Genomic DNA, 24,391 nt, shown 5'->3' on the forward strand with positions numbered 1-24,391 from the left:
CAATAGAAAGGAAAGCAAAATGCTTTTCAAGGGAGCAGAGATGAAACAAGCTTTTTTAAAAACACAGCTTCTCCCTTTATGTCCTCTCGATAAAAGTGGTTCCCAATGGTTAAAAGACATGGAAGAACAAGCAAGGAAAGAAGGTTTAGAATCGCTTGTTTCCATCATTTCAGAGAGTGGAACGCAGATTGATTTTATCAGTTCGGTTATGACCTTATCTCCTTTTTTGCGTGAGGTTTTAATTGCCAACCCATCATATCTTAGTGCTTTATTAAATGTTGATATAGAAACAAGGCTGAGCGAAATTATAGATGATATTACAGCTATTGATAAAGATGAAGCTATAAATGAAACTTCATTGATGGCTGCTTTAAGGCGCAAAAAACGAGAAGCGCATGTTCTTATTGCTTTAGCTGATTTGGGTGGTGTTTTTACTTACGAAGTTTCATGTGCTTGGTTGACACGTTTGGGCGAAGCAGCATTAAGTGTAGCACTACGTTTTCTATTAAGAGAAGCGCATGATCATGGTAAGATCAATTTATTAAGCCGTGAGAATCCAGAAAAAGACTGTGGTTTAATTATTTTAGGGATGGGAAAGTTAGGAGCAGGGGAACTTAATTATTCTTCTGATATTGATCTTATTGTTTTCATTGATGAAACATCACCTCATATTGGTAATCTTTCTGAAAGTGTTGACGTATTTTCTAAAATGGTACGCCGATTAATCCGTATCATTCAAGAACGCACTGCGGAAGGATATGTTTTTCGTCTTGATTTTCGTCTTCGTCCAGATCCAGGTTCAACCCCTTTGGCCTTACCAGTAAGGACTGCATTGCGTTATTACGAAGGGCGTGGGCAAAATTGGGAACGAGCAGCCATGATTAAAGCACGTCCAGTTGCTGGTGATAAGAGGGCAGGTTTTAACTTTCTCAAAGAGCTTTTTCCCTATGTGTGGCGGAAATATTTAGATTATGCTGCTATTGCTGATATTCATTCGATCAAACGTCAAATTCATGCGCATAAAAATTACGGTCAAATTGCAGCTTATGGGCATAATATAAAGTTAGGTCGTGGTGGTATTCGTGAGATTGAGTTTTTTGTTCAGACACAGCAGCTCATTGCTGGTGGACGTTTTCCTCAATTACGTGGACGTCAGACAGTTGCAATGTTAGCAGAACTTCACACGCTTGGTTGGATCAGTGAGAAAACGAGAAATAGCCTTATAAAAAGTTATGCTTTTCTTCGAAATGTGGAACATCGTATTCAAATGCTTTTCGATGAACAAACACATCTTCTTCCAAATGATACTGCTCAATTCACGAGTGTTGCCTATTTAATGGGTTATCAAGACAGGAGCAGTTTTATCCGTGATTTATTAAAAACACTTCAGATTGTTGAAAAACATTATGCTGCACTGTTTGAGAATGAGCAAGAACTTGGTTTAGAAATTGGTAATTTAGTTTTTACCGGTGAAGAAGATGATCCGGAGACATTAATAACGTTAAGCCGTTTAGGCTTCGAAAGAGCAAGTGATATTTGTCGTATTATGCGCACGCTCCATTTTGGTCGTTATAAAGCAACGCAATCAGCCGAAGCACGCGAGAGATTAACGGAATTAACACCAGCTCTTTTGAAAGCTTTTGGTGGGACAAAACGAGCTGATGAGGCGATGTTACGTTTTGATGGTTTTTTACAGGGCTTACCTTCAGGAATTCAGCTTTTTAGTCTTTTGCAGTCTAATCCTTCTCTTTTGGATATGCTTGTCCTTATTATGGGGGCTGCTCCACGTCTTGCAGAAATTATTGCACGCAGGTCCCATGTTTTTGATGGAATGTTAGATCCGAATATTCTTTCAGAATTACCGACCAAAACGTACTTAGAAAAACGGCTTGAATATTTTCTTGAAAATGTTCTTTCTTATGAGGAAATTCTTGACCATTTAAGGATTTTTGCAGATGAACAACGTTTTTTGATTGGTATTCGAATTTTAAACGGTACAATTACAGGAGAAAGAGCGGGTTTTGCTTTTACTGCGCTTGCTGATCTTATGATTACAAAAACATTTGCTACTGTTCAAGAGGAATTTTCTCGTCTTCATGGTCGTATTAAAGGGGGGCGTGTTGGCATATTGGGTATGGGGAAGCTTGGAAGTCGCGAATTAACAGCAGATTCCGATGTTGACCTCGTTTTGCTTTATGAACACGATGATGATGCAGAAATATCTGATGGAGAAAAGCCTCTTTATATCTCTCAATATTATACGCGTTTAGCACAACGCCTCGTTTCTGCTTTATCCACTCTTACAAGCCAAGGTATTCTTTATGTCGTTGATTTAAGGTTACGGCCATTAGGCAATAAAGGACCTATTGCTGTTTCTTTTCCATTTTTTAAAAAGTATTATCGCCAAGAAGCATGGATATGGGAATATCTTGCTTTAACAAGGGCTCGAGGCATTGCAGGAGACCCTGATTTTTTACAAAAGCTAGAAAATGAAGTGTGTGCAATTATTGCTATTTCTCGTGATAAGAAGGAAGTTGCAAAAGAAGTATGTGAAATGCGTGCCTTGATTGCAAAAGAAAAGCCGCCAAAAAATCAATGGGATTTAAAAACGATGTCTGGTGGCATTATGGATTTGGAGTTTATTGCTCAATTTTCTCTTATTACGCATGTCATTGAGTTTCAAATTGGAGCGACGACAGCGGATATTTTAGATCACTTACCAAACAGTTTTCTTAATCAGTCATGTATTGCTGATTTACATTATGCCTATCGTCTTTATACAAATTTGAGTCAAATTATACGGCTTTGCTTAAATGATTCTCTTGATCCCAATGACATGCCACCTGGATTAAGTGACCTTTTGTTGAATAGTGTTGGGGAACCTGATTTGCTTCGTGTGGAAAAATTAATTGCAGAAACTGGGCAATTGGTCTGTTCAGTTTTTACAAAAATCATGAAATATTAAAATAATTCTATAAGAATAAATAAAAATTATTAATTCCATTTTTATATATTAATTTTTGTCTTTCATTTCATAGACGCTTGAGAGGGTTAGAGTGAAGTTCTCTACTGTTTTTTCAAGTGTGATGAAAAAATTCTCCATTCTAGGTATCATTCTTTATACAAAAAGCGGTGAGTGATTAATTTAGTGAATCATATTTTTTATGAGCGGTATCTCATTTTTTCAAAAAATTGACATTATAATTATTTATATAATTCTAGGTAATAATGATCAATATGAAGCTATAAAAGCTACTATAGATTAATAGCTTCTGGAAATTATAAATAATATTTAAGCTTTATTTAAAACTAATTTTAATTTTTTAACTGTGTCATTTTTGCTATAGATTTTTTCAAAAAATTGTGAAACGATTTATCATTATTTATGTATCACATTAGCTTTTAGGGGAGCAATTATGATTACAAAGTATTTAGCCTCAACATCTATATTTTCTTTAATTTCAATTTCTGTAGTACAGGCGTCGGATATCGTTATTCCTGAACAACCTGTTCCTGTTATTCCAGCACCTGCTTTGTCTTGGACAGGATTTTATCTTGGAGGACAGATTGGTAACTTTTCAGGTAAAACAACTGCAAGTTATTTAAAACATGAGACAGGGATATGGAATCCAATTGGAAAGGAGAATTTACCTAAACTTTCTGGTTTTATCGGGGGCGTTTATGCAGGTTCCAATATTGATATCGATAATAGTTTTATTATAGGTATTGATACAGATATTATGTGGTTTGGTAAAAAGAATTCTAAAGATGTCAATCTACCGAAAAAAAGTTCAACTGAAGAAACACCAAAACTTGTAGAAAAAACAAGTCTAACAAGAGATTTGCATGAGGAGGATTCGACAACACCTATTAAAGCTGTACGTCATACTTTAAAACAAAAATGGGCTGGTGCTACACGGGTGAGAGTTGGTTTTGCGATTGAGCGTATGATGCCTTATATTTCTGGAGGGATTGCTTATACGCAGCTTCAGAATATTTTTGCGGCAGTAGCTGATAGCAAAAATGGAGAAGTTGATTTTTCTGATTGGTTGCATGATGAAAAAAAGACCATGATTGGTTATACCCTTGGAGGTGGTATTGATTTTGCAATGACTGATAATATTATTGTACGTGCAGAATATCGTTATTCAGATTTTGGCAAAAAGAAGTTCATACAGGATAAATTTGAAATGGGCTACAAGACAAATGATTTTCGTGTGGGTGTAGCTTATAAATTTTAATTTTTGCAGAATTAAACACTTCAAAAGTCTCATTTTCGAATGAGGCTTTTATTTTTCAGATATGTTCTAGTAAATATCCTTTACTCAAAAGAGCTACTATTTTATTCGAACAATACTTTGATTTGTAAACATAAATTACTTTTTGTCATGTTGAGTGAGAGACCCAAGTGTCATAAGATTTTCTCATTTTAAACCTATACCATATTGAACCGATCAAAACCATGTCTTTTGCACGTCAAAAAGAGGGGGCGTCGTGAGATAAAAACATTAAAGAAAGAATAAAAATGCTTCTTATGAACCATTTTAAGTGCTAAAGGCTGTCGCTACATTAGGGGGTGGCAAAGTGTGAGATTTTGATACTAGCTTGCTTTTCCATAAACGTGAAGATGGTGTTGCTAAATGGACTTAACATTACATCATTCATAGGTACCGTCGGGAAATGGGTTTGGGTGCTTTAAAAGATGCTTTTTTAAACCAACATGTGAATTGGCAAGCTAATGGCATTTTATTTTATTTGAAAGATTTTTCATACAATCAACTTTTCTGTTTTGCGGTATCGTAAAATATTTTATTTAATAACAAAAAGCTCGCAAAAAAATTCTAAAGAACGTAAAATTACATCCGCAATATAATTCAATAATAAAATAATTATAAAGAGTATTATAAAGTGATTTATAGGAAAAAATAGAGAGAAAATTAGGAATTTATTGAGACATAAAAAACATTATTACCTATGTCTGTTATCGAAATATAATCTATTATTTTCCTAATTTTTTAATGTACGATAATAAATTTCGAGTGAAATAGTAATGGATCATTTCAAATCTATTTACGATAAATCAATCAACATCATTTGTTTATGAATCACAAGTAGGTTGGGTTATTTAAATTATATACTTTAGTTATTATTTGGCTTTTTTAGCCATTGATTTTCAGGTATAGAAGCTGAATGAGCGTCTCTATTATTCTATAAAATATCATCATTGTAATAATATAAGGATTTTAGGCATTAGATGCTTTTGGAGGAGTGGATGATGAAATTCAAAGCAGGGTTTATGTGTAGAGCTTTGTGAAGTAAATCACATGCGCAATTAGCAGCTGGAACCCGTGAGACAAGAATCCGAATTATTTATAAATCAGATGTGGTAGAATTTTCGTCCTTTAGAGCGGGAAGGAAGAAAACCGATAAGTTTGTAAAAAGCTAGTCACATAAGTGGGGCAGCAGATGGAACTGTCTGAGAAAAATTGATCTATTGACAGAGAAGGTGAAACTTTATCTTTTAAGGAGAAAAAGGGAAATAAGAATTATGATTTCCAAAGGGATGTGAAATAAAAATGTTTTTATTTTTTGTTGTTTGGGCAACTATGAAGGTGTTTAAAGATTAATTGTTTCAGTACATGCAATCTCGTTTTTGGGGTTGATAATGCTATAACGTTGTAATTGGCAATGCCATTGATTTTGTAAGCGTTCAATGGAAAATAAATTAAAGCCTGCGGGCGGTTTTTTATCACCAAAAGCTTGTGATGCGGAAGGAACACCAACAATAGGAATTTTTTTAATTGGTCCTTCAATGTAATTCAATGTGGGTAAATGAGTATGTCCGTGAAGAATAAGCTCACAACCGTGGTATTTGATAATGTCTAGAAAACGTTTTATATCCCGTAGTTTTTTATGCCAAGACGTTGCCTTTGGAAAGGGGGGGTGGTGAATCATGACGACACGAAAAAGGTTGCGCTGTGCTGCTTCCTTTAAAAAGAGCGGTAAAGTTTGCGCTTGCATTTTACCAAAATAGCCAGAAGCTTGAAAAGGCAATGTCGCAATGGCTGAAGAAGCTGCTATGATGGCAACATCTTTGCGAATGCGCATATAAGGAAAGGCACTTTTTTGAGGGATGTCACCTGTAATCCAAGGTTTAAAGAGAGTGCATGCTTTTTGTAAAGCGCCCCGGACATAGGCATCGTGATTTCCAAATGTCAAAGAAATATCTTGAGGTTTTCCTAGGTTAAGTAGCCAACGATGAGCTTGTACAAATTCTTTATCGAGAGCAAGATTTACAAGATCACCAGAGATCACAAGGTGATCAGGTTTTGTTTTGTTCAAGGCATCTATTAAAGTTTCTAGGACATCTGTTGCCATCTGACTCTTACGTTTTTTTTGCCAGTTCAGATAACCGGTAAGACGTTTCCCAGAAAGTTCAAAAAGGGAAGGTTGCGGGAGAGGGGAAAGATGTACATCCGATATATGGGCAAGATAAAACATAAAAGCTCGTAAAGTATTAAAAACGATTTAAAGAATAAACATAAGATAAGTTAGTGCTTAAAGGCAAGAAAGATTGTAAAATGAAAATTAGCTTGCAAAAAAGAATGTCTCAAGCGGAATGTTCCAAATAGAATATCCCTAATAAAATATCATTGTGTTGTAGATTCACATATTTGTAAAAAAAAACATTTCTCAATGCGTTTGAGCTAATTTCACGATGGTACTCGATATTATAATGGAAAGCTTCTGTGAACTATATAGGGCTTACTGTACACTACCATCTCTACACTTAATACAAGGTGCAAATAAAAAACATCATACTATTTTCCCCCAATTTTATGAAAATCCTTGCTTTGCTTTAAGAGGATTCATAAGAGGTATTTCACTCTTTTCTTCAATGGTTTCTATCCATACAGCATCCCTTCTAATAATACGCAAGAGAATGTTTTTTATTGTTTTAATATGAGGATATTGGAAATAAGGAGAATTCCACTGTATTTTGAGTTATAAATCAATACGTTATCTAATTACAAAAGACAAGTAAATACGTAAAAAGATAAGCTGAATTTTAAAACTATTATACGAAATCTCAGACTTTTTAACGGCCTTCATAATACCACATGCTGCTCAACAGTAAAAGGCAAGCAAGCAGTGCAAAAAAACCAGAAAATATCGAAAAATAAAAGGTATTGATTAAACGGGTTTCTGTTGCTTCTTTCAGAACAATTGAATGTGCTGGGGAAGAGGACGGACTTGTTTTTGATTGAATCAGCTTAAATGGAGGAAGATGAATGTTTTCTTTTCCTTCAGGGTGTAAACGTCCGATGTAGCCACCAGTGTGCTTAATAATGGGGGCTAGTTTTTCTTGTGTTGAAATCAAGTCAAACAACTCAAGATTATCGAGCATCCCTACAGAAGAAAGTATTGTTAAACCGCCATTTTTAATGTTAAAAATTCCTGTCTCATCAGTGGTCACAGTTGCAGTAAAAAGGCCTTCTTTCTCTTTGGTCAGAGTAATATTTTCTTTTTTTCCAGAGGGAAAGATTATTTCAGCGGGTTCTGGATGGTCTTTTAGAGTTTGGCGGCGAATTGTTAAATGATGATGGCTGCTGGTCGCACTTAATTTTTCTTCCTCAAGTTCTGGTTCTTTCATGAGCCAATGGGCAATACGACGATAAAGAGCAGCATAAGGACCACCGCCTTCGAAACCTCGTGCCCAAAGCCAACTTTCATCAGAAAGCAACATGCCCACACGTCCTTTATCAACATGGGAGAGAAGTAAAAGTGGTTGTTCATCCGCTCCTTTCATGAGGGCGATTCCGTTATTTATGTTTTGAATAGCAATTTGTCGCAACCATTGCCCCCATTGAGAAGCGGGAAGGTTAAGTGTTGCAAGACCCCTTGTGACAGGATGGCGCTCACCTTCTTTGGTTAATGTGGGGCGAAAAGGTTTTTCAATAATAGTTCCATTGGGCAATGCCGGTAGAATGCTTATTAAAGGTGTTTTCGCAAGTGAGTTTTTTTGGGTAAATTCAGGTCCTGTTACCATCAACAATGCACCCCCCTTTTGTACATATTGGGCGATATAATCATAATAGATTAAGGGGAGAACAGTAGAGTGCTGGTAGCCATCAAGGATGATGAGATCAAAGTTATTAATTTCTTTAACAAAGAGTTTTCTTGTGGGAAAGACCACTAAGGATAATTGGCTTGAGGGCGTATTATCTGCTTTGGTGGGGGGACGCAAAATAGTAAAGTGAACAAGATCAATATTGGAGTCACCTTTCAAAAGGTCTCGCCATGTCCGTTCTCCATTATAAGGAGCACCTGAAATAAGAAGAACGCGTAAATTTTCTCTGATTCCTTCAATAATTGTTATGGCGCGGTTGTTTTCCAAGCTTAGTTCACCTTTGTGTGGATCAGTTATAACTTGGATAATATTTTTTTCAGCATGAGGAAGGGTAATTTCAGTTTGAAAAATCACGCCAGGAGTTACAGAATAATGGCCAATGTCTTGTCCATTGACGCTTAGTGTAATATTTGCTTTCTCTGATATTGTTTTTTTGGCGGGGCCTTTATCTTCTACCAAAATGGAGAGCGTTTGTGGTTTGTTGACAAGGGCAAAGCGTGGAGGAGAAATAAACTTGATTTGGCGATCAAATTCATCTGAGTATCCTGTAATCAGGGCATTGAGAGGTGCTTCATGATGAAGATCTGATAGGTCAGGGATGTCATGCACTTGTCCATCGGTGATAAAAATGGTTCCTGCATAACGAGAGAACGGTACATCAGATAATGCTTGTGTTAAAGCTTCAAACAAATTCGTTGAGGGTGCATATTGATTATCAGCAAGTTTCCCAGCTTCAATAAAGCGTGGTTCAAATTGTGGATAATGCGCCAGTGTTTCGACTAATTGCCTGCGCGCTTCATCACTATCATTTGTACGTGTTCCAAATGATTGGCTTTTGCTGCGGTCAATGACAATGCCTACTGTGCTTTTCAGTGGTTCGCGCTGTTCTTTTATGATCATTGGATTGAGCAAAGCAAGGATAAGGGCGCTTAATGCCATCAGACGAAATAAAGAACCTTGCCGTTGCGTAACAAGACCAACAACGACAAAAAGAATCGATATTCCGCTTAAGAGCAGAATCCAAAAGAGTGGTAAAAAAGGCTGAAAAGTGAAAAATGATATCATTGCCTTCTTTCTCTTTTAAAGCGTTCCAAGAGTGCTGGAACATGCACTTGATCCGCTTTATAGTTTCCTGTAAGCACATAAAGGACAATATTTAAACCTGCACGAAATGCCCATAGACGTTGCATTGGATCATTGGGAACAAGGGGATATTTCCATGCCCCTTTTTCATCGAGTGCCCAAGCCCCAGCAAAGTTATTTGCGGTGATGAGAAGGGAGCTTACGTTATCGCCGTTGGCAAGAGAGTTTTTATTTTTTTTGTTTGTTGATGAGGATTCAACCCATAAAGGTGAACCACGGTAGAGACCAGGAAAATCTGGCATAATATAAAAAGAACGTGCAACAACATGATCTGTTGATGCTGGCTCAATGGATGGAATATTTAACTCTTTTAAGATATCTCGTAATCTTTGCGTTTCTGGAGTAGCGTCTCCTTCAAGATTAAGATTGCTCTTTATCTGATCGCGCGTGTCAAATAAAATTGTTCCCCCATGTTTCATAAAGTTATTTATTTTTTCAAGGCTTTTGGGGGTTGGTATAGGACTCTTAACATCAATTGGCCAGTAAATAAGAGGATAAAAAGAGAGTTCATCTTTATCGAGATCAAGTGCTGTAACAGAGCCAAGGGTAAGCATTGTGCGCTCTGCGATAAATTGACTTAACGCTTCTAGACCACTTTTACTCGTTGTATCAATTTCATGATTATTGGTTATAACATAGGCAAGATGTGTTGCGCCAGCAGCTTGTACACTATCATGATGATTTTCTTTCGTTTGTGCATGAAGAGTTGGATCATATGAAAACAAGGCAATAAGACTTATAAAGGGGACGAGAAACATATTACGCCGTTTCATGAAAGAAAAAATATCTCCCATCCATAAAATGAGAAAATTGTCAAAGGCGAATAATAAGATGGCTAATCCTAAAAGTGGACCGATAAGATTTTTTTCTTTTGTATCGTAAGATAAAGGGCTTTTATTAAGAGAAGTTGGCAATGATGATTGTTTCATCAAGTGCGACGAATGAGTTAAGAGATTGAGTGCATAAAAATTGTTTTTGGCACCATAAAGTCCTGGGGGAGTATGGTAGGAAGGATGGGGTGGATTTTGAGAGTCAAAGATCAAAGGAACAACATCAGAGGGTGGTACTTGTAATTGTCCGTCAACGGCTATAGTTCGCCAAGGGTTTTGTATCACTGTTCTTTTTTCTCTGTGTGTTAGGTTTGTGTTTTCGTTAGAACCTAATGTGATTAATTTTTGCAGCATTTGTGCAAAAAAGCCAGAAAGAGGAAGGTTAGACCATGTTGGGTCAGGAGCAACATGAATGAGAATGAGGGTTCCTTTACCACGTTTTGCTGCGGTAATAAGAGGAGTTCCATCCGAAAGGCTAAGCCACGTTTTTTCAAAAAGATCTGGGGTTGGTTCTGCGAGGATTTGGCGCGAGACAGTAACATCTCCTGGACAGGGAAGACCAAAGAAAAAGCTATTTTTTGCAAAAGGTGCAAGCTTTTGTGGTTTTGTCCAAGACATAATACTTCCAAGGGAACGTTGACCTGGGCGCAGTGGTATCGGAAGAAGGTTATCGTAATGTTCTGCGCTACTGAGTTTTTCTCCTGCAAAGCGGATGAGTGTTCCCCCTTTATTCACAAAATCAGAAAGTTTTTTTTCTGCTTTTGGGGGTATGTTAACAATGTCACCCATAATCAAAACAGATGGATTTTGTTTAAGCAAATGATCAATATCCGTTGAAAGTTCTCTTCCACCGGCTGTTATAAGCTGTGTATGACCTTGTAAGGCTTTGATAATGTAATAAAATGGAGCAAGTAAAGGCTGTGCCATTTCATTAGTATCGGGTGAGAGAAGAGCAACACGGCTTATCCTGTTATGGCTGTCTACCAAGAAGGTTGCAGCAGCATGGTTTTGATTGTTTATTTTTATCCAAGCGATATCATTGCGTAGTTCAAGTGGTACATTAAAAGGAACAAGTGCTGTTGTTTCTCCTTCAGAGAAATTGTTCGTAAATTGACCGAGAAGTTGATTATTTGAATCGTAAAGGCTGAGTATAGCGGGAGTATTACTGTGTGTTGTTGAGCGGATAATACGCGCGCCCATGTTTCCATTGTTATTTTCTATGGATGTTATGCCGGTTAAATCGGAAATATCAGTCAAATACCACAAGAAGTTTCTAGGTTTTAATTCTTCAAGAAGAGCAAAAGCTTGCTCATCTTCATTTGTTTGTAATCCATCACTTAAATAAGCAATATCAAGAGGTTTTCCTTTGGTTATTTCGCTGAGTTTTTTGAAGGCATGCACACGGTTGACAGGCCAAGGACGCGGTTGCAAATGCATTAAATGCTGTTTTATAATCTTGGCTGGTTGGGGCTCTATATTGGAGATATTATTTTCAGCCGTTGCAACAAGATAAATATTTTTTTGCTGTTTTTCTGCCTGTGCAAGGAGCATTTCAGCGATAGAGATGCGCTGTTTCCATTCTTTTACAGAAACCCAACCATTATCAATAATGAGTGCAAGGGGTTGAGACCCAGAAAAGCTTATTGGTTTTTGATTCCAAGTGGGGCGTGCTAGAGCTATGATAACAAGTGCCGCTATGGTTAAACGCAACAAGAGCAACCACCAAGGTGTATGTTTTGCTGTTTCTTGTTGATGAGTTGGTTTGGGTAAGAAGCGAAAAGGGGGAAAAAGCTCTTTACGCGGAGATGGAGGAGTTATCCGCAACAGCCACCAAATGACCGGTAGGAACAAAAGCCCTAGTAACAGAAAGGGAGCAGCAAAACTCAAAGTGCCCTCCTTTTTTGCAATGGAGAGTCGCTCATTGTATTTGCAAGATGAAAAATGGTCTCTGTTAAAGGTTGATCTGTTGTACTAACGTGATAAGACCATCCTTGGCGTGCGCAAAAATTTACCAATTCTTGTCGCCTTGCGTGATATAGTTTACAATAGCTCCTACGAAGATCTTCTGCTTTAGTGGAAACATGTTTCTCTTTCGTTTCAGGATCCAAAAATTCTGTGTGACCTGTGTAGGGAAAGCTTTCTTCTGCGGGATCAGAGATTTCAATTAAATGAGCTGTCACCTGTTTTGTAGTTAAAACGGTTAAATGTTGGATGATTTTTTCAGGATAATCGAGAAAATCACTCATTATAACGACATGTGAAAAGCGTGTAATCGTTGAAAAATCCGGAAATAAATTTTCATCGGAATGATTTTCTAAAGCAAAGGCTATTCGTTCTACGACATTGGATGTCATTGTGGGGGACATTAAGTTGGGAATAGCAATATGTTCGCCACTGCGTGCAAGAAGGGATGCCAAGGTAAGGGTAAGAATAATGGCATGATTACCTTTAGAGATTTTAGAAAAGCGCGAACAGTAATGCATTGATGCGCTCTGATCAGGACAAAGCCAAACGGTTTGTGTCATTTGCCATTCATGTTCACGGAGATATGTATTTTCATCACGCGCTGAGCGACGCCAGTCAATGCGGCTAATGGATTCTCCTTCCATATAGGGACGAAATTGCCAAAAGTTTTCCCCATTACCGCTTTTACGTTGTCTATGCCATCCGGTTATCAATGTATTAGCGATATGACGCGCTTGTAAAAGGAAATATGGCATTTTGCCAGTATCCTTATGCAGTTCATTTGCCAGCGACAATGGAGGCTTTTGTAAAACTTTTTTGCCAAGAGCCATTCAAAGAGCATCTTTCACAAGGTTATTAATAATATCTTTTACGGTTATATCTTCAGCACGGGCAGAAAAATTAAGAGCCATGCGGTGTTGTAATACGGGATAGGCCAATGCTTCAACATCATCAAGTGAAGGAGCTAAGCGTCCATAATAAAGAGCACGAGCGCGAACACAAAGTGAAAGGGCTTGTGATGCCCGTGGACCAGGTCCCCAAGAAACATAAGTATTAGCAAGGCTATTGTCTTTATGAGGGCGAGATGAGCGGACAATTTTTAAAATAGCTTCAATCACATTTTCTGAAAGAGGCATTTTGCGAACGATATTTTGAATTTTTTGCAATTTTTTGCCGGATAAAATTGGTTTTGCATTTGATTTTTTTTCTTTTGTTGTTTCTAAAATAATCCGTCGCTCTGTTGTGAGGTCAGGATAGTCAATATCGATTTGCATCAAAAAGCGATCCAGTTGTGCTTCAGGAAGTGGATAGGTCCCTTCTTGTTCGAGAGGATTTTGCGTTGCAAGAACATGAAAAGGTTGTGGCAAATCATAACGGGTACCTGCAACAGTAACATGATATTCTTGCATAGCTTGTAAAAGGGCTGACTGTGTCCGTGGGGAAGCACGATTGATTTCATCGGCCATGAGAAGTTGCGTAAAAATAGGACCTTGAATGTATCGAAAAGAACGTTTACCGTCTTTATCGGAATCCATAATTTCAGAACCAATAATATCCGATGGCATTAAGTCAGGAGTGAATTGGATGCGTTTTTCATCAAGCCCTAAGACTGTTCCCAATGTTTCAACAAGACGTGTTTTTGCAAGTCCTGGAGCACCGACAAGAAGGGCGTGACCACCAGCAAAAATAGCGATTAAAGCATTTTCGATTACCTGATTTTGCCCAAAAATAACTTTGTCAATTTCTTTTTGTAAAATATCCAATTCTTTGTGTGCCGTATCAATATCATCAATAATGACTTGAGCTTCATGATTGATATTGACCTTTTTTATAGAATTGGATGATGGATCATGTTGACTCATATTTCTTCCTTAAGGCGTTTGTCGCAAAAATGGTAATTTTCTCTGCATGATAATGGATATCTTATTGTTTGTAACAGAAAATGAGAAGAAATGAAGTATCATATGCCGTTTTTTTTCATATTCGTATAGAAGAGAAAAGTTTCTTTGGAAGAATAGACGTGCTTTATAAGGGATGTCTTAAAAAATTTGTTTTATGAAGAGAGTTTTTTAAAGCAATGAAGACAACTTTTTTGAAAGGTTAAAGGGTGAATATAAGACAGAACTTCAAACAGGTTGCGTGGTTACAACAAAGTGATATCCAAACACTTCTTCGTGTTTTGTCTGTGGAGGGGGAAGAGGCGCGTATTGTAGGGGGAGCAGTGCGCAATCAACTGCTAGGGCAGCCTATTAGTGATATTGATATTGCAACAACCTGTTTGCCGCAACAGGTTATTGCACGTGTAGAAGAAGCAGGATTTAAAGCTATTCCTACAGGGATTGCTTTTGGTACAATAACAGTAGTTGCTCATTCATGTTCTTATGAGGTTACAACGCTTCGCTGCGATATTGAAACAGATGGTCGTCATGCAAAAGTGGCATTTGGTCGTGATTGGAAAAAAGATGCTGAACGGCGAGATTTTACGATAAATGCGCTGTATTGTGATGCTGCTGGCAACCTTTATGATGATGTGGGAGGTTTGAGTGATATTGCTAGCCGAACAGTTCGTTTTATTGGGGTTGCAGAAGATCGTATTGGCGAAGATTATTTGCGTATTTTACGGTTTTTTCGCTTTTTTGCGTGGTATGGAGCAGGGCGACCTGATGTGCAAGGATTGAAGGCATGTGTTCGTTTAAAACACGGTTTAAAAAAACTTTCTTCTGAACGTATTTGGGCAGAAATGAAAAAGCTTCTTGCGGCGTTTGATCCAACGCGTGCTCTTTTATGGATGCGACAAAGCAGAATTTTGGCACTCATTTTTCCTGAAACAGAACGATGGGGTATTGATGCAATTCACGCATTGGTGAAGACAGAACAGGATCTTGGTTGGAAAGTTGATCCATTGTTACGGCTAGAAAGCCTTCTTCCTCCTGATCCAATGCGTCTTCATGAAATGGCACAGCGCTTGCGTTTTTCTCTTAAAGAAACAACGCGATTAAAAGAATGGGCAGAGTTAGAAATAATAAACCAAAACTGTTCTGATCATTTTGTGCAAAAACTGATTTATTTTCATGGACGACAGCCAGTTTTAGATCAATTATCGTTGTCTGTCGCTGCATCACATCTTGATCATCTGGAAAAAAGTGATGCTTTGCAAAAAGCAGAGGGTTATGTCAAGCTTTATCAATTTGCCCAAAAATGGCAAATTCCAACTTTTCCTATTAATGGTAACGATTTAATAAAGAAAGGTTTTACAAAAGGTGTACTTTTAGGAAAAAAGCTTAAAGAGCTAGAAATGATATGGATTGAAAGCGGATTTTTAATGGATCGTCATGCACTATTAGAAAAAATTGATTTATAATATTTCTGTTTATAAACTCACTGTTGTTTATATTTTTTAAGTCAATATATTAATTTATAATAATCATTATTCATGTGAAATAAGAGTTCACAATATTGTAAGGTTATTTCAAACCTGTTCATATTACATCAATCAAAGTTATTGCCTTACACGTCACAAGTGAGGAAAAATGATTACAGAGAGGAAAAATGTCTCTTATGAATCATCTCAAAGATAAGGATTCTCGAAAATGAGAACGAATAAAGAGAATAGTGGTAGCGGTTTGCACCTTGTATGACCATAAAGAGGGGGATGTTCACTGGATTTTTACTATGAGGAGTATTTAATCATTCATAGGTGGTGATATGAGGTGATATAAAATGGATGTGATGGGCACTAAGAAATGTTTATTTTACCAGCACTTAATTGTTGGAAAATGATAGGCATTATACGCTCTAACTGTTCTTTATATGTTGTATTATTGTTTTTCGTGATAATTTATGTTTTTATAGATTACAGTTTCTTTCATGATAACCAATTTGGCGTAATGCTTCTCCTGTTGTTATGGCTACGCTCATGGCGAGATTTAGAGAGCGTGCCTGTGGTTGCATGGGAATTTTTAATGTGTAATCGGCCGCTTCATGAACATAATCGGGAACGCCAGCTGTTTCACGACCAAAAAGTAAAACATCATTTCTTTGATAGCATATCTGCGTATAGCATGTTTTTGCTTTTGTACTTAAAAGCAACAGGCGGCGGTTAAAGTGTTTCATGGAGCTTATAAAATGTTGCCAATCAATGTGTCGTTCTAAGGAAGCATATTCGAGATAATCCAATCCTGCGCGTTTGAGATTACGATCCGACAGATTAAAGCCTGCAGGTTCAATAATGTGCACATGTAAACCAAAGCAAGCGCTAAGACGTAAAATCGTTCCAGTATTACCAGCAATATCAGGTTGGAAAAGAGCTATATGAAGTGTCATGTTCTCTATAATATGATTTTTCTTTCGACTTTGTAAAGAAGCACCACAATTTATTCGAAAAATATGCTTTGAGAAATACATGTTTTTTACGGTTCATTTTTATTCCCTTTAAATTTCAGGGAAAAAGTTATGTATACAGGTCTGTTTGGGATCAGAGAGAAGCTCCCTATTAGGGACTTCATTTTATTGAGCAATCCATGAAATGAATTGGCTCATTATGTTGAAAAGTGGGATATTTAATGAGGTTAGATCATCAATTTTAATTAAAATCAACAAAATATGCTTTTTATGCAAAAACAGAAGCGAAAAAAATACTCATGCAACCAGTTGGAATTGAGGGAGGGAGAGATGCTGTAAATGTGTTAAAGAAATAACCGATAAGCTCAACTTGTTTACTGAGATATGGTCATAACAAGACTATGTTTCTTTCTTTAGAAGTGTTTATTTACATGCTATCTCTGATTTTCACGGGCGGGGGAGTAATTTTGATTGATTAATATGAATAGGTTTGAAATGAAAAAACCTTACGGTGTTTCAGGATTTCATTCACTCTGTAAAACGATGAATTATCATTATAAAACAGTTTTTTGTATAAACCATACAAATGGCAGGAGTGTTTTACGGGGATGTTTTTATGGTTGAGGTAACGGAGTGATCAAGCATTGTACAATGGGAGAGGGTATGGTAAAAGAATGTTTTAGCAAAGTGTCTCTTTAAGTTAAGGCCATGGGTGAGCAAACGAGGCGGGATTTTCTGTTTTTGGTAACAGCTGTTGCAGGAGCAGTTGGAATGGGAGCGGTTGTGTGGCCTTTTATCCGTCAGTTGCGTCCAGATGAAGCTGTTTTGGCATCTTCCTCTGTTGAGGTTGATCTTTCTGGTATTGAAGAGGGGATGTCAGTAACGGTAAAGTGGCGAGGACAGCCTGTTGTTATTCGAAATCGTACGGCAAAAGAAATTGCTGATGCGCGCGCTACTGAATTGAGACTTCTAAAAGATCGTCAAGCGCGCAATCCTAATCTTGAAGGTGAAAAAGAAGCGACGGATTTTGCACGTTCAGCAGGTAAAGGACGTGAAAATTGGCTTATCGTCATTAATCTTTGTACGCATCTAGGCTGTGTAACACTTGGGCAATCGGGTAAATTTGGAGGATGGTTGTGCCCCTGTCATGGGTCTGTTTATGATACAGCTGGAAGAGTGCGGTCGGGTCCAGCTAACTATAATTTGACTATTCCTCCTTACCAATTTCTTTCTGATACTTTGCTCAAAATAGGATAAGGTTATGACAAGGTTTTCTCCTTATTGTCCTAAAAATGCACTTGCCCGTTGGTTTGATAAGCGTTTTCCTCTTCCTCGTTTTTTTTATAATGCATTTGTGATTTTTCCTGTTCCGCGTAATCTTAATTACTTTTATACATTTGGCGGTATTTTGACCATTATGCTTTTATCACAGCTTTTGACTGGTATTGTCTTGGCTATGCATTATGTTCCGGATATTCATTTGGCTTTTGAAACCAGTGAACGATTTCGGCGTGAAGGGCAGTTTGGTTGGCTTTTTCGTCCATGGCATTGTGTAGGCTCTTCGTTTTTTTTTATTGCTGTTTATATCCATTTAGCACGTGGACTTTATTATGGTTCTTATAAAAATATGCGAGAAATGGTATGGGTTACAGGTATTTTTATTTATATCATCATGATGGCAATAGCATTTTTTGGTTATGTGCTTGTTTGGGGGATGATGTCTATTTCAGCGGCTTCAGTGATTGCAGGGCTTTTCAAAACGATTCCTTTGGTGGGGACATGGTTGCATGAGACACTTCTGGGTGGTTATGTCGTAGGACAACCAACGTTGAATCGTTTTTATGTTTTCCATTATGTTTTATCATTTATTTTGCTTCTTTTTGTGGGGCTGCATATTTGGGCAATTCATTGTGTTGGGCAAGGCAATCCAACGGGTCTTGCTATACAGTCAGATAAGGAAACGGTTCCATTTTCGCCTTATGCACTGATCAAAGATATTTTTGCTATTACTGTTTTTCTCATCTTCTTTGCCTGGTTTTTGTTTTATATGCCCGATTATATGGGGCAGGTTGAAAATTATAGTGTGGCAGATCCTTTAAAGGCACCTCTTCGTGTAGTTCCAGAATGGTATTTTTTGCCTTTTTATGCGATGCTTCGTGCTATAACTTTTGATATTGGTATTTTCTCTTCAAACTTTGTTGGCTTTGTTTTATTCGTCAGTTCGATTTGCATTTTAATTTTTGTGCCATGGTTGGACCGCTCTAAAATATGTTCAGCAAGATATCGACCTGTTTATAAAATTTTCTTTTGGGCGTTGGTTATTGATGTCGTTTTTCTTGGTTGGTTGGGGTCAAGAGAAATAAGTGACAAAATTCTTTTATGGACACAATTGGCTACGGTTTATTATTTTATATTTTTTTTGGTTATTTTGCCGATTTTGCCAGCGTTTGAAAAAAATTATTCTCTTCCTTCTTCAATTATGCAAGATTTAAAACAGAAAAAAAAGAGACTATGGTAAATGTTTTTGTCGGGCTGGTTGTTATTGTTGCTATGAGTTTTTCTGCTCAGAGTTTAGCGGGTGGTGCCTCTGATCAGGAAGAGGGATTTATTTCTTTTCCTTTACAGGTTCCTAAAAAACAAGAATGGAGTTTTTCAGGTCCATTTGGGTTCTACGATAAGGCGCAATTGAGGCGCGGATTAAAGATTTATAAACAAGTTTGTTCCAGCTGCCATGGGCTAAAATATGTGGCTTTTCGCAATTTAAAAGCTCTTGGGTATGATCAAGAACAGATTAAAGTTTTGGCGGGGCAATATGAAGTGCGTGATGGTCCTAATCGAGAAGGAAAATTTTTTAAACGTGCTGGGGTTGCAACGGATTATTTTCCTTCTCCCTTTTCACATGAAGAAGAAGCAAGATTTATTTTGAATAGTGCTTATCCTCCAGATTTGTCATTGATGGCACGTGCACGTGGTGTATCTTTACCTTTTCCTGCTTTAATTACGGATGTTTTGACTCATTATGATACGGCTGGTCCAGATTATATTACAGCTCTTTTAACAGGATATCAGGAAGCGCCGAAGAAGGTAAAAGTTTCTGATGGTTATTGGTATAATCCTTATTTTATTGCCGGTAATTCTTTAACTATGGCTCCTCCTTTGAGTGATGGTGTAGTTGCTTATGAAGATGGAACCCCAGAAATCATTGAACATTACGCCCGTGATGTTTCTGCTTTTTTGATGTGGGCTGCCGATCCTCATATGGAAATTCGTAAAAAAACCGGTTTTCGTGTTATTTTATTTTTAATCATTTTTGCAGGGCTTGTTTATATTTTAAAAGGTCGTATTTGGCGTAGTTTAGAAGAAGAGTTTGAGAAAGAAATAAAAGACGAAATAAAGAGAAAAGGGTAAAGCGATAAGGCTCAAAAGAGTATAGAGTATAAAGAGCATAAGGAACAAATCTTTTTATGATGCATTGAGGTTTTATAAAGTAAAAGCAAAGTAAAAATGGAGATGTTAAAATGAAAAAAATTGCATGTACTACTCTTATGTCAATTTTGATGGTTTCTAGTACTTATGCTCAGTCTTTTGAAGTGCCTTCAAAACCTGAAATGATCTCTTCGACGGGTATTGTACAGGTGGGGATAGATAAGTCTGTGCGTTATGTGACACCTTTAGCAACGGATTTTGTTGCTTCCAGTCTTATAGGCGCCAATGTATATAATATAGAAGATGAAAATATTGGTGAAGTAAAAGATATTATTTTGCGTGAAAATAATATTGCAGGATTTGTTATTGCTGTTGGTGGTTTTCTTGGCATAGGCGAGAGTTATGTGGTCGTTTCTCCAGAAACAATCCAGATGACAAATGATTATGGTAAATGGAAACTCATTACAAATGCAACAAAAGATTCTTTAAAGAACGCTCCAACATTTAAATACGAAGGGCGTTGGACACGCTAATTTTATATTTCTATTCTTTAATGGACCAAGCTGTTGCTATCACAATCATATGCTAGCAACAGTTTTTTTGTTCTAAAAGCTCTTGAGAATTTTTGCGACAAGATTCCAAGGAGCTATTATCAAAGTTTTCAAGATAAACTATTAAGACAGAGTGAAGATTTAAGTATTATGTTTAAATAACATGATATCGCCATCTTGCACAATGTATTCCTTTCCTTCATCGCGGGCTTTTCCTGCTTCCTTTGCACCGCTTTCTCCACCCAGAGCAATATAGTCATTATAGCTGATGGTTTGGGCACGAATGAAACCGCGCTCAAAATCTGAATGAATAACACCAGCTGCTTGGGGAGCTTTTGTACCACGCGTAATTGTCCATGCTCGTGTTTCCTTAGGCCCACAGGTGAAGTAAGTAATGAGATCAAGTAAATGGTAACCAGCGCGAATGAGGCGATTGAGACTCGGTTCAAAGAGTTCTAGCGCATTGAGATATTCTGATGCTTCAGCATCACTCAGTTGTGTAATTTCCGCTTCGATAGAAGCAGAAATGATAATGCTTTGCGCATTTTGCTCTGTTGCCATTTTTTCAACTGTTTGGGTAAAGCTATTTCCACGAGCGGCGTCATTTTCGCTTACATTACAAACATAAAGTACAGGCTTGGAGGTTAAAAGATTCAAACTCTTAAGAATGTGGTGTTCATCGGAAGAAATATCTTTGAGTAATAACCGGACAGGGTTTCCCTGTTGCAGTATGTTTAATGCTTTTTCCATAATAGGTAAAATTGTGAGAGCTTCTTTGTCTTTTCCGGTTGCTCGTTTACGGATTTGTATGATTCGTCTCTCAAGACTTTCAAGATCCGCAAGCATGAGTTCGGTTTCAACCGTTGTCGCATCACAAACAGGATCAATACGTCCCTCTACATGGGTAATATCTTCATTTTGAAAACAGCGTAAAACGTGGACAATCGCATCGACTTCGCGAATATTGGCTAAAAACTTGTTTCCTAAACCTTCGCCTTTTGAAGCTCCTCGCACAAGCCCCGCAATATCGACGAAGTTAATGCGTGTAGGAATCATTTCTTTTGAACCAGCGATTGATGCAATTTTTTCCATTCGTAAATCTGGAACAGCAACTTCTCCGGTATTGGGTTCAATGGTACAAAAAGGATAATTGGCAGCCTGTGCAGTGGCTGTTTTTGTTAATGCATTAAAAAGAGTTGATTTCCCGACATTAGGTAATCCGACAATACCGCATTTAAAGCCCATGAGAGTCTTTCTTTTCTATTAATTTTATGGTCAAGATAAAGCTTCCTTTTTATAGCATATTTTCAGAAGAGTTATAGTCCTGGTCTTGCGATAAGTGAGAAAAAAGTCTAAAGTAATAGGTATCTACTTTTTTACCTTAGTTCTTCTTACCTTATTGTTCTCCTTAGTTAAAAGGATAAGAAAACTTCGAATTAATGTTAATATTGTGCTAAGTTTTTCATGGTATGCAAATCTGCATAAATAATTAATCGGAGAAAATAGAAGAGTGTTATCTCGTTGTGCCTTTTTAATTGCAGCACTTTTGGCTTTGGCTGGATGTGCTACACGTCAGTCAGATATGTCATCGGTACCTTTTCAACAAGTTCGATACATTCCACCAGAAATACAGGCTTTGTATGGTCCTGTAACGAATGAGACCTATTCGTTACCTGCTGTTGATCTTGCGACAATTGATCCAAAATATTGGCGACAAGAGGTGATTTATTATACATCTTATGCGCCTGGAACATTGGTTATAGATACGCAAGAGTGTTTTCTTTACCTTATTGGTGAAAATGGAAAAGCTTTGCGTTATGGGATTGGTGTCGGTAAAGAAGGCCTAGCATTTGAAGGTGAGGGGGTTATACAGCGCAAGCGTCGGTGGCCAAATTGGGCTCCTACTGCAGCTATGATGGCTCGAGAACCAGAACGTTATGGTCATCTTGGGAAAGGAATGCCACCAGGGCCCGATAATCCATTAGGTGCGCGGGCACTTTATTTGTTCAAAAATGGGAAAGATACACTTTTCCGTATTCATGGCTCACACGAATCGTGGTCAATTGGGCGTGCTATTTCAAGTGGGTGTATCCGTTTGCTTAATCAAGATATTATCGATCTTTATGATCGTGTTCCCATTGGTTCGCGTGTTGTGGTATTGCAAAACAATAGGAGTATTCCTGCAGTTTATAGTCAACAATCAAATGGTTACGATCCGCTACAGTCGACCATTCAGCCAAATGATTTTTTTTAATTTAGGGGAGAAGATTGGAGAGAGCTGTGTTTGCTGTTCAATCTTCTCTTTCTCTCAAAAGAGAATATAAGCCTTTCTTCTTCAAAGGTGTATACAAGCTTGTATTCTGTTCTATTTTCTAGCTTCTCACGTTGCCAACAGATTTTGCCTTTGAGAAAGTTTATAAGAGGATTTTTTTAAGAGTTCTTATTCATATTCTTCACGCGACAGGGGCACGCAAGCTAATGGTTCTGATTGTGTTTTATCGTTTGTGAAACTTCATTCATAAAGAGGGATTTATCATCTTTTATAAGGAGAGCGATATTTTTTGCAATTGTCTCTAAGAGAGGGGATAACCATTCTTGATCAGATTTGGTAAAATTCCCCAAGACATGTTGATGAACAAGTTCTTTGCTTCCAGGATGACCAATTCCTATGCGTATACGACAATAGTCAGTACCACAATGGGCATCAATAGACTTAATGCCATTATGCCCATTATGTCCTCCACCAATTTTTATACGAACTTTCCCCGGTGACAGGTCTAGTTCATCATAAATGATGATCAAATTCTTTAAATCTAATTTATAAAATCGCAAAGCTTCACCGATAGCTTGACCAGAAAGATTCATGAAAGTTTGTGGTTTTATAAGAAAAATTTTCTCATTATTTATGAAACCATTGGAGATTTCTGCTTGAAACTTCTTTGACCATGGAGAAAAAGAGAAGGACTGATAAATGGCATCAACAGCCATAAAACCGATATTATGGCGGTTATTTTGATATTGTAAACCAGGATTGCCAAGACCAGCAATAAGCCACATGTGTATCTTCAGTCAAAGTATGAGTAAGGGTAATGTCTCATAAATTAAGGCGGAAAAATTCCCGCCTTTTGAGTTTTATGAAGTTTGTGTGTCTTCTTCATCATTTTCTTGTTCAGAAGTTTCATCGCTGACATCCATGCCAGCAGGAGCTGCAATGGTTGCAATGGTAAAGTCTCGATCTTGGATGATGGGAGTCACATCTTTTGGCAGTTGCACTGCTGAAATGTGAATAGAATCACCAATAGAGTAGCTGGAGAGATCAATTTCAATAGCTTCAGGAATAGCACTTGCTGGAGCTGTACATTCAATTTCGTGCCGAACAATATTGAGGACACCACCCTTTTTAAGTCCAGGTGCCGTATCTTCATTGAGGAAGTGGACAGGAATATTCACTTCTACAACGGATTTTGCTGAAATGCGCAAAAAGTCTACATGGAGGGGAAAGTCACGCACGGGATCTAATTGATAATCTTTTGGCAAAACCATAATTTTTTGCTTGTCAAGAATAATCGTTGCAATGGTGGTGCGAAAGCCACCAGCATGAATTTTGTAGAAAATTTCTTTATAGGGAACTGTTATTGCCAAAGGTGGTTGTTTTTCACCATAAATGACAGCAGGAATAAGACCGTTGCGGCGAAGTTCACGGGAGGACCCCTTACCAACCCGCTCGCGTTTTTCGGCCTTAAGAGTGTAGCTTTTGCTCATAATTTAAGTCCTTTTTACATGATTGGAGATCCTTCAAAAACAGTAATAGTTTTTGCATGGATATGAAGATATGCGCTAACCAACAGCGATCACTCCATTCTACGTTGCCTCCAAGGGTGTCTACGCAGAAGTTTGTTCTATAGTTCAAACTATTCATAGATGCAAGAGTTGTGGGAAAAATCGATGATTTCTACCGTTAAAAAGGAGGAAATGTTACAAATTACGGTGTGGATGGAGAATCA

Annotated in this window: 17 protein-coding genes; 8 read left to right on the top strand and 9 right to left on the bottom strand. The window is 37.6% G+C overall.

Annotation, left to right across the window (positions count from 1 at the left end):
• Nucleotides 1–40: 40 nt before the first annotated feature.
• Entirely contained in the window at nt 41–2,965 is a 2,925-nt protein-coding gene (locus ACFINL_RS01610) for a bifunctional [glutamine synthetase] adenylyltransferase/[glutamine synthetase]-adenylyl-L-tyrosine phosphorylase (protein ID WP_375649373.1), read from the top strand.
• A 451-nt stretch (nt 2,966–3,416) separates the two neighbouring features.
• Entirely contained in the window at nt 3,417–4,241 is an 825-nt protein-coding gene (locus ACFINL_RS01615) for an outer membrane protein (RefSeq protein ID WP_375611166.1), read from the top strand.
• A 1,375-nt stretch (nt 4,242–5,616) separates the two neighbouring features.
• Here the strand turns inward: ACFINL_RS01615 and ACFINL_RS01620 are convergent.
• The 5 genes from ACFINL_RS01620 to ACFINL_RS01640 all read right to left on the bottom strand — a co-directional run bounded on the left by ACFINL_RS01620 (nt 5,617) and on the right by ACFINL_RS01640 (nt 13,931).
• Nucleotides 5,617–6,501: a metallophosphoesterase family protein gene (locus tag ACFINL_RS01620; RefSeq protein WP_375611167.1), complete on the bottom strand. Its 885-nt coding sequence runs from the start codon at nt 6,499–6,501 to the stop codon at nt 5,617–5,619.
• 598 nt (nt 6,502–7,099) lie between these two features.
• Nucleotides 7,100–9,196 (bottom strand): glutamine amidotransferase, encoded by a 2,097-nt coding sequence (locus ACFINL_RS01625; protein ID WP_375649380.1) that lies wholly within the window; start codon nt 9,194–9,196, stop codon nt 7,100–7,102.
• Entirely contained in the window at nt 9,193–11,991 is a 2,799-nt protein-coding gene (locus ACFINL_RS01630) for a DUF4159 domain-containing protein (RefSeq protein WP_375649387.1), read from the bottom strand. Before ACFINL_RS01630 ends, ACFINL_RS01625 begins: the two co-directional genes overlap by 4 nt.
• Nucleotides 11,988–12,899, bottom strand: coding sequence for a DUF58 domain-containing protein (locus ACFINL_RS01635; RefSeq protein ID WP_375649394.1), 912 nt, complete (start codon nt 12,897–12,899; stop codon nt 11,988–11,990). Before ACFINL_RS01635 ends, ACFINL_RS01630 begins: the two co-directional genes overlap by 4 nt.
• Nucleotides 12,900–13,931, bottom strand: a complete 1,032-nt coding sequence (locus ACFINL_RS01640; RefSeq protein WP_375649399.1) for an AAA family ATPase — start codon at nt 13,929–13,931, stop codon at nt 12,900–12,902. It lies immediately after the preceding gene.
• A gap of 245 nt (nt 13,932–14,176) precedes the next feature.
• On the opposite strand from ACFINL_RS01640, the gene ACFINL_RS01645 reads away from it, so the two are divergent.
• Nucleotides 14,177–15,430, top strand: coding sequence for a CCA tRNA nucleotidyltransferase (locus ACFINL_RS01645; RefSeq protein WP_375612987.1), 1,254 nt, complete (start codon nt 14,177–14,179; stop codon nt 15,428–15,430).
• A gap of 485 nt (nt 15,431–15,915) precedes the next feature.
• Here the strand turns inward: ACFINL_RS01645 and ACFINL_RS01650 are convergent, their stop codons facing one another.
• Complete coding sequence (locus ACFINL_RS01650) at nt 15,916–16,392, bottom strand: tRNA (cytidine(34)-2'-O)-methyltransferase (RefSeq protein ID WP_375612986.1); 477 nt, start codon at nt 16,390–16,392, stop codon at nt 15,916–15,918.
• Between the two features lie 726 nt (nt 16,393–17,118).
• Here ACFINL_RS01650 and petA point away from each other — a divergent pair.
• The 4 genes from petA (at nt 17,119) to ACFINL_RS01670 (ending at nt 20,369) form a co-directional block, all read left to right on the top strand.
• Entirely contained in the window at nt 17,119–17,667 is a 549-nt protein-coding gene (gene petA, locus ACFINL_RS01655) for a ubiquinol-cytochrome c reductase iron-sulfur subunit (protein WP_375620691.1), read from the top strand.
• Between the two features lie 4 nt (nt 17,668–17,671).
• The gene (locus ACFINL_RS01660) at nt 17,672–18,928 is read left to right on the top strand and encodes a cytochrome bc complex cytochrome b subunit (RefSeq protein WP_375649407.1); all 1,257 of its coding nucleotides are present in this window, start codon (nt 17,672–17,674) and stop codon (nt 18,926–18,928) included.
• Nucleotides 18,922–19,818, top strand: a complete 897-nt coding sequence (locus tag ACFINL_RS01665; protein ID WP_375649414.1) for a cytochrome c1 — start codon at nt 18,922–18,924, stop codon at nt 19,816–19,818. Before ACFINL_RS01660 ends, ACFINL_RS01665 begins: the two co-directional genes overlap by 7 nt.
• A 110-nt stretch (nt 19,819–19,928) precedes the next feature.
• Complete coding sequence (locus ACFINL_RS01670; RefSeq protein WP_375611176.1) at nt 19,929–20,369, top strand: PRC-barrel domain-containing protein; 441 nt, start codon at nt 19,929–19,931, stop codon at nt 20,367–20,369.
• A 159-nt stretch (nt 20,370–20,528) separates the two neighbouring features.
• Here the strand turns inward: ACFINL_RS01670 and ychF are convergent, their stop codons facing one another.
• Nucleotides 20,529–21,632: a redox-regulated ATPase YchF gene (gene ychF / locus ACFINL_RS01675; RefSeq protein WP_375611177.1), complete on the bottom strand. Its 1,104-nt coding sequence runs from the start codon at nt 21,630–21,632 to the stop codon at nt 20,529–20,531.
• Nucleotides 21,633–21,897: 265 nt separating this feature from the next.
• Here ychF and ACFINL_RS01680 point away from each other — a divergent pair, with 265 nt between their 5' ends.
• Nucleotides 21,898–22,641: a L,D-transpeptidase gene (locus ACFINL_RS01680; RefSeq protein WP_375638071.1), complete on the top strand. Its 744-nt coding sequence runs from the start codon at nt 21,898–21,900 to the stop codon at nt 22,639–22,641.
• 221 nt (nt 22,642–22,862) lie between these two features.
• Here the strand turns inward: ACFINL_RS01680 and pth are convergent, their stop codons facing one another.
• Both pth and ACFINL_RS01690 read right to left on the bottom strand, forming a co-directional pair.
• On the bottom strand, nt 22,863–23,444 hold the full coding sequence (gene pth, locus ACFINL_RS01685) for an aminoacyl-tRNA hydrolase (RefSeq protein ID WP_375631640.1): 582 nt from the start codon (nt 23,442–23,444) through the stop codon (nt 22,863–22,865).
• Between the two features lie 75 nt (nt 23,445–23,519).
• Complete coding sequence (locus ACFINL_RS01690) at nt 23,520–24,149, bottom strand: 50S ribosomal protein L25/general stress protein Ctc (protein ID WP_375611180.1); 630 nt, start codon at nt 24,147–24,149, stop codon at nt 23,520–23,522.
• Nucleotides 24,150–24,391 lie beyond the last annotated feature (242 nt).

The sequence above is a fragment of the Bartonella sp. AA78NXGY genome (assembly GCF_042197005.1).
In the GTDB taxonomy this organism is placed as follows: Bacteria; Pseudomonadota; Alphaproteobacteria; order Rhizobiales; family Rhizobiaceae; genus Bartonella.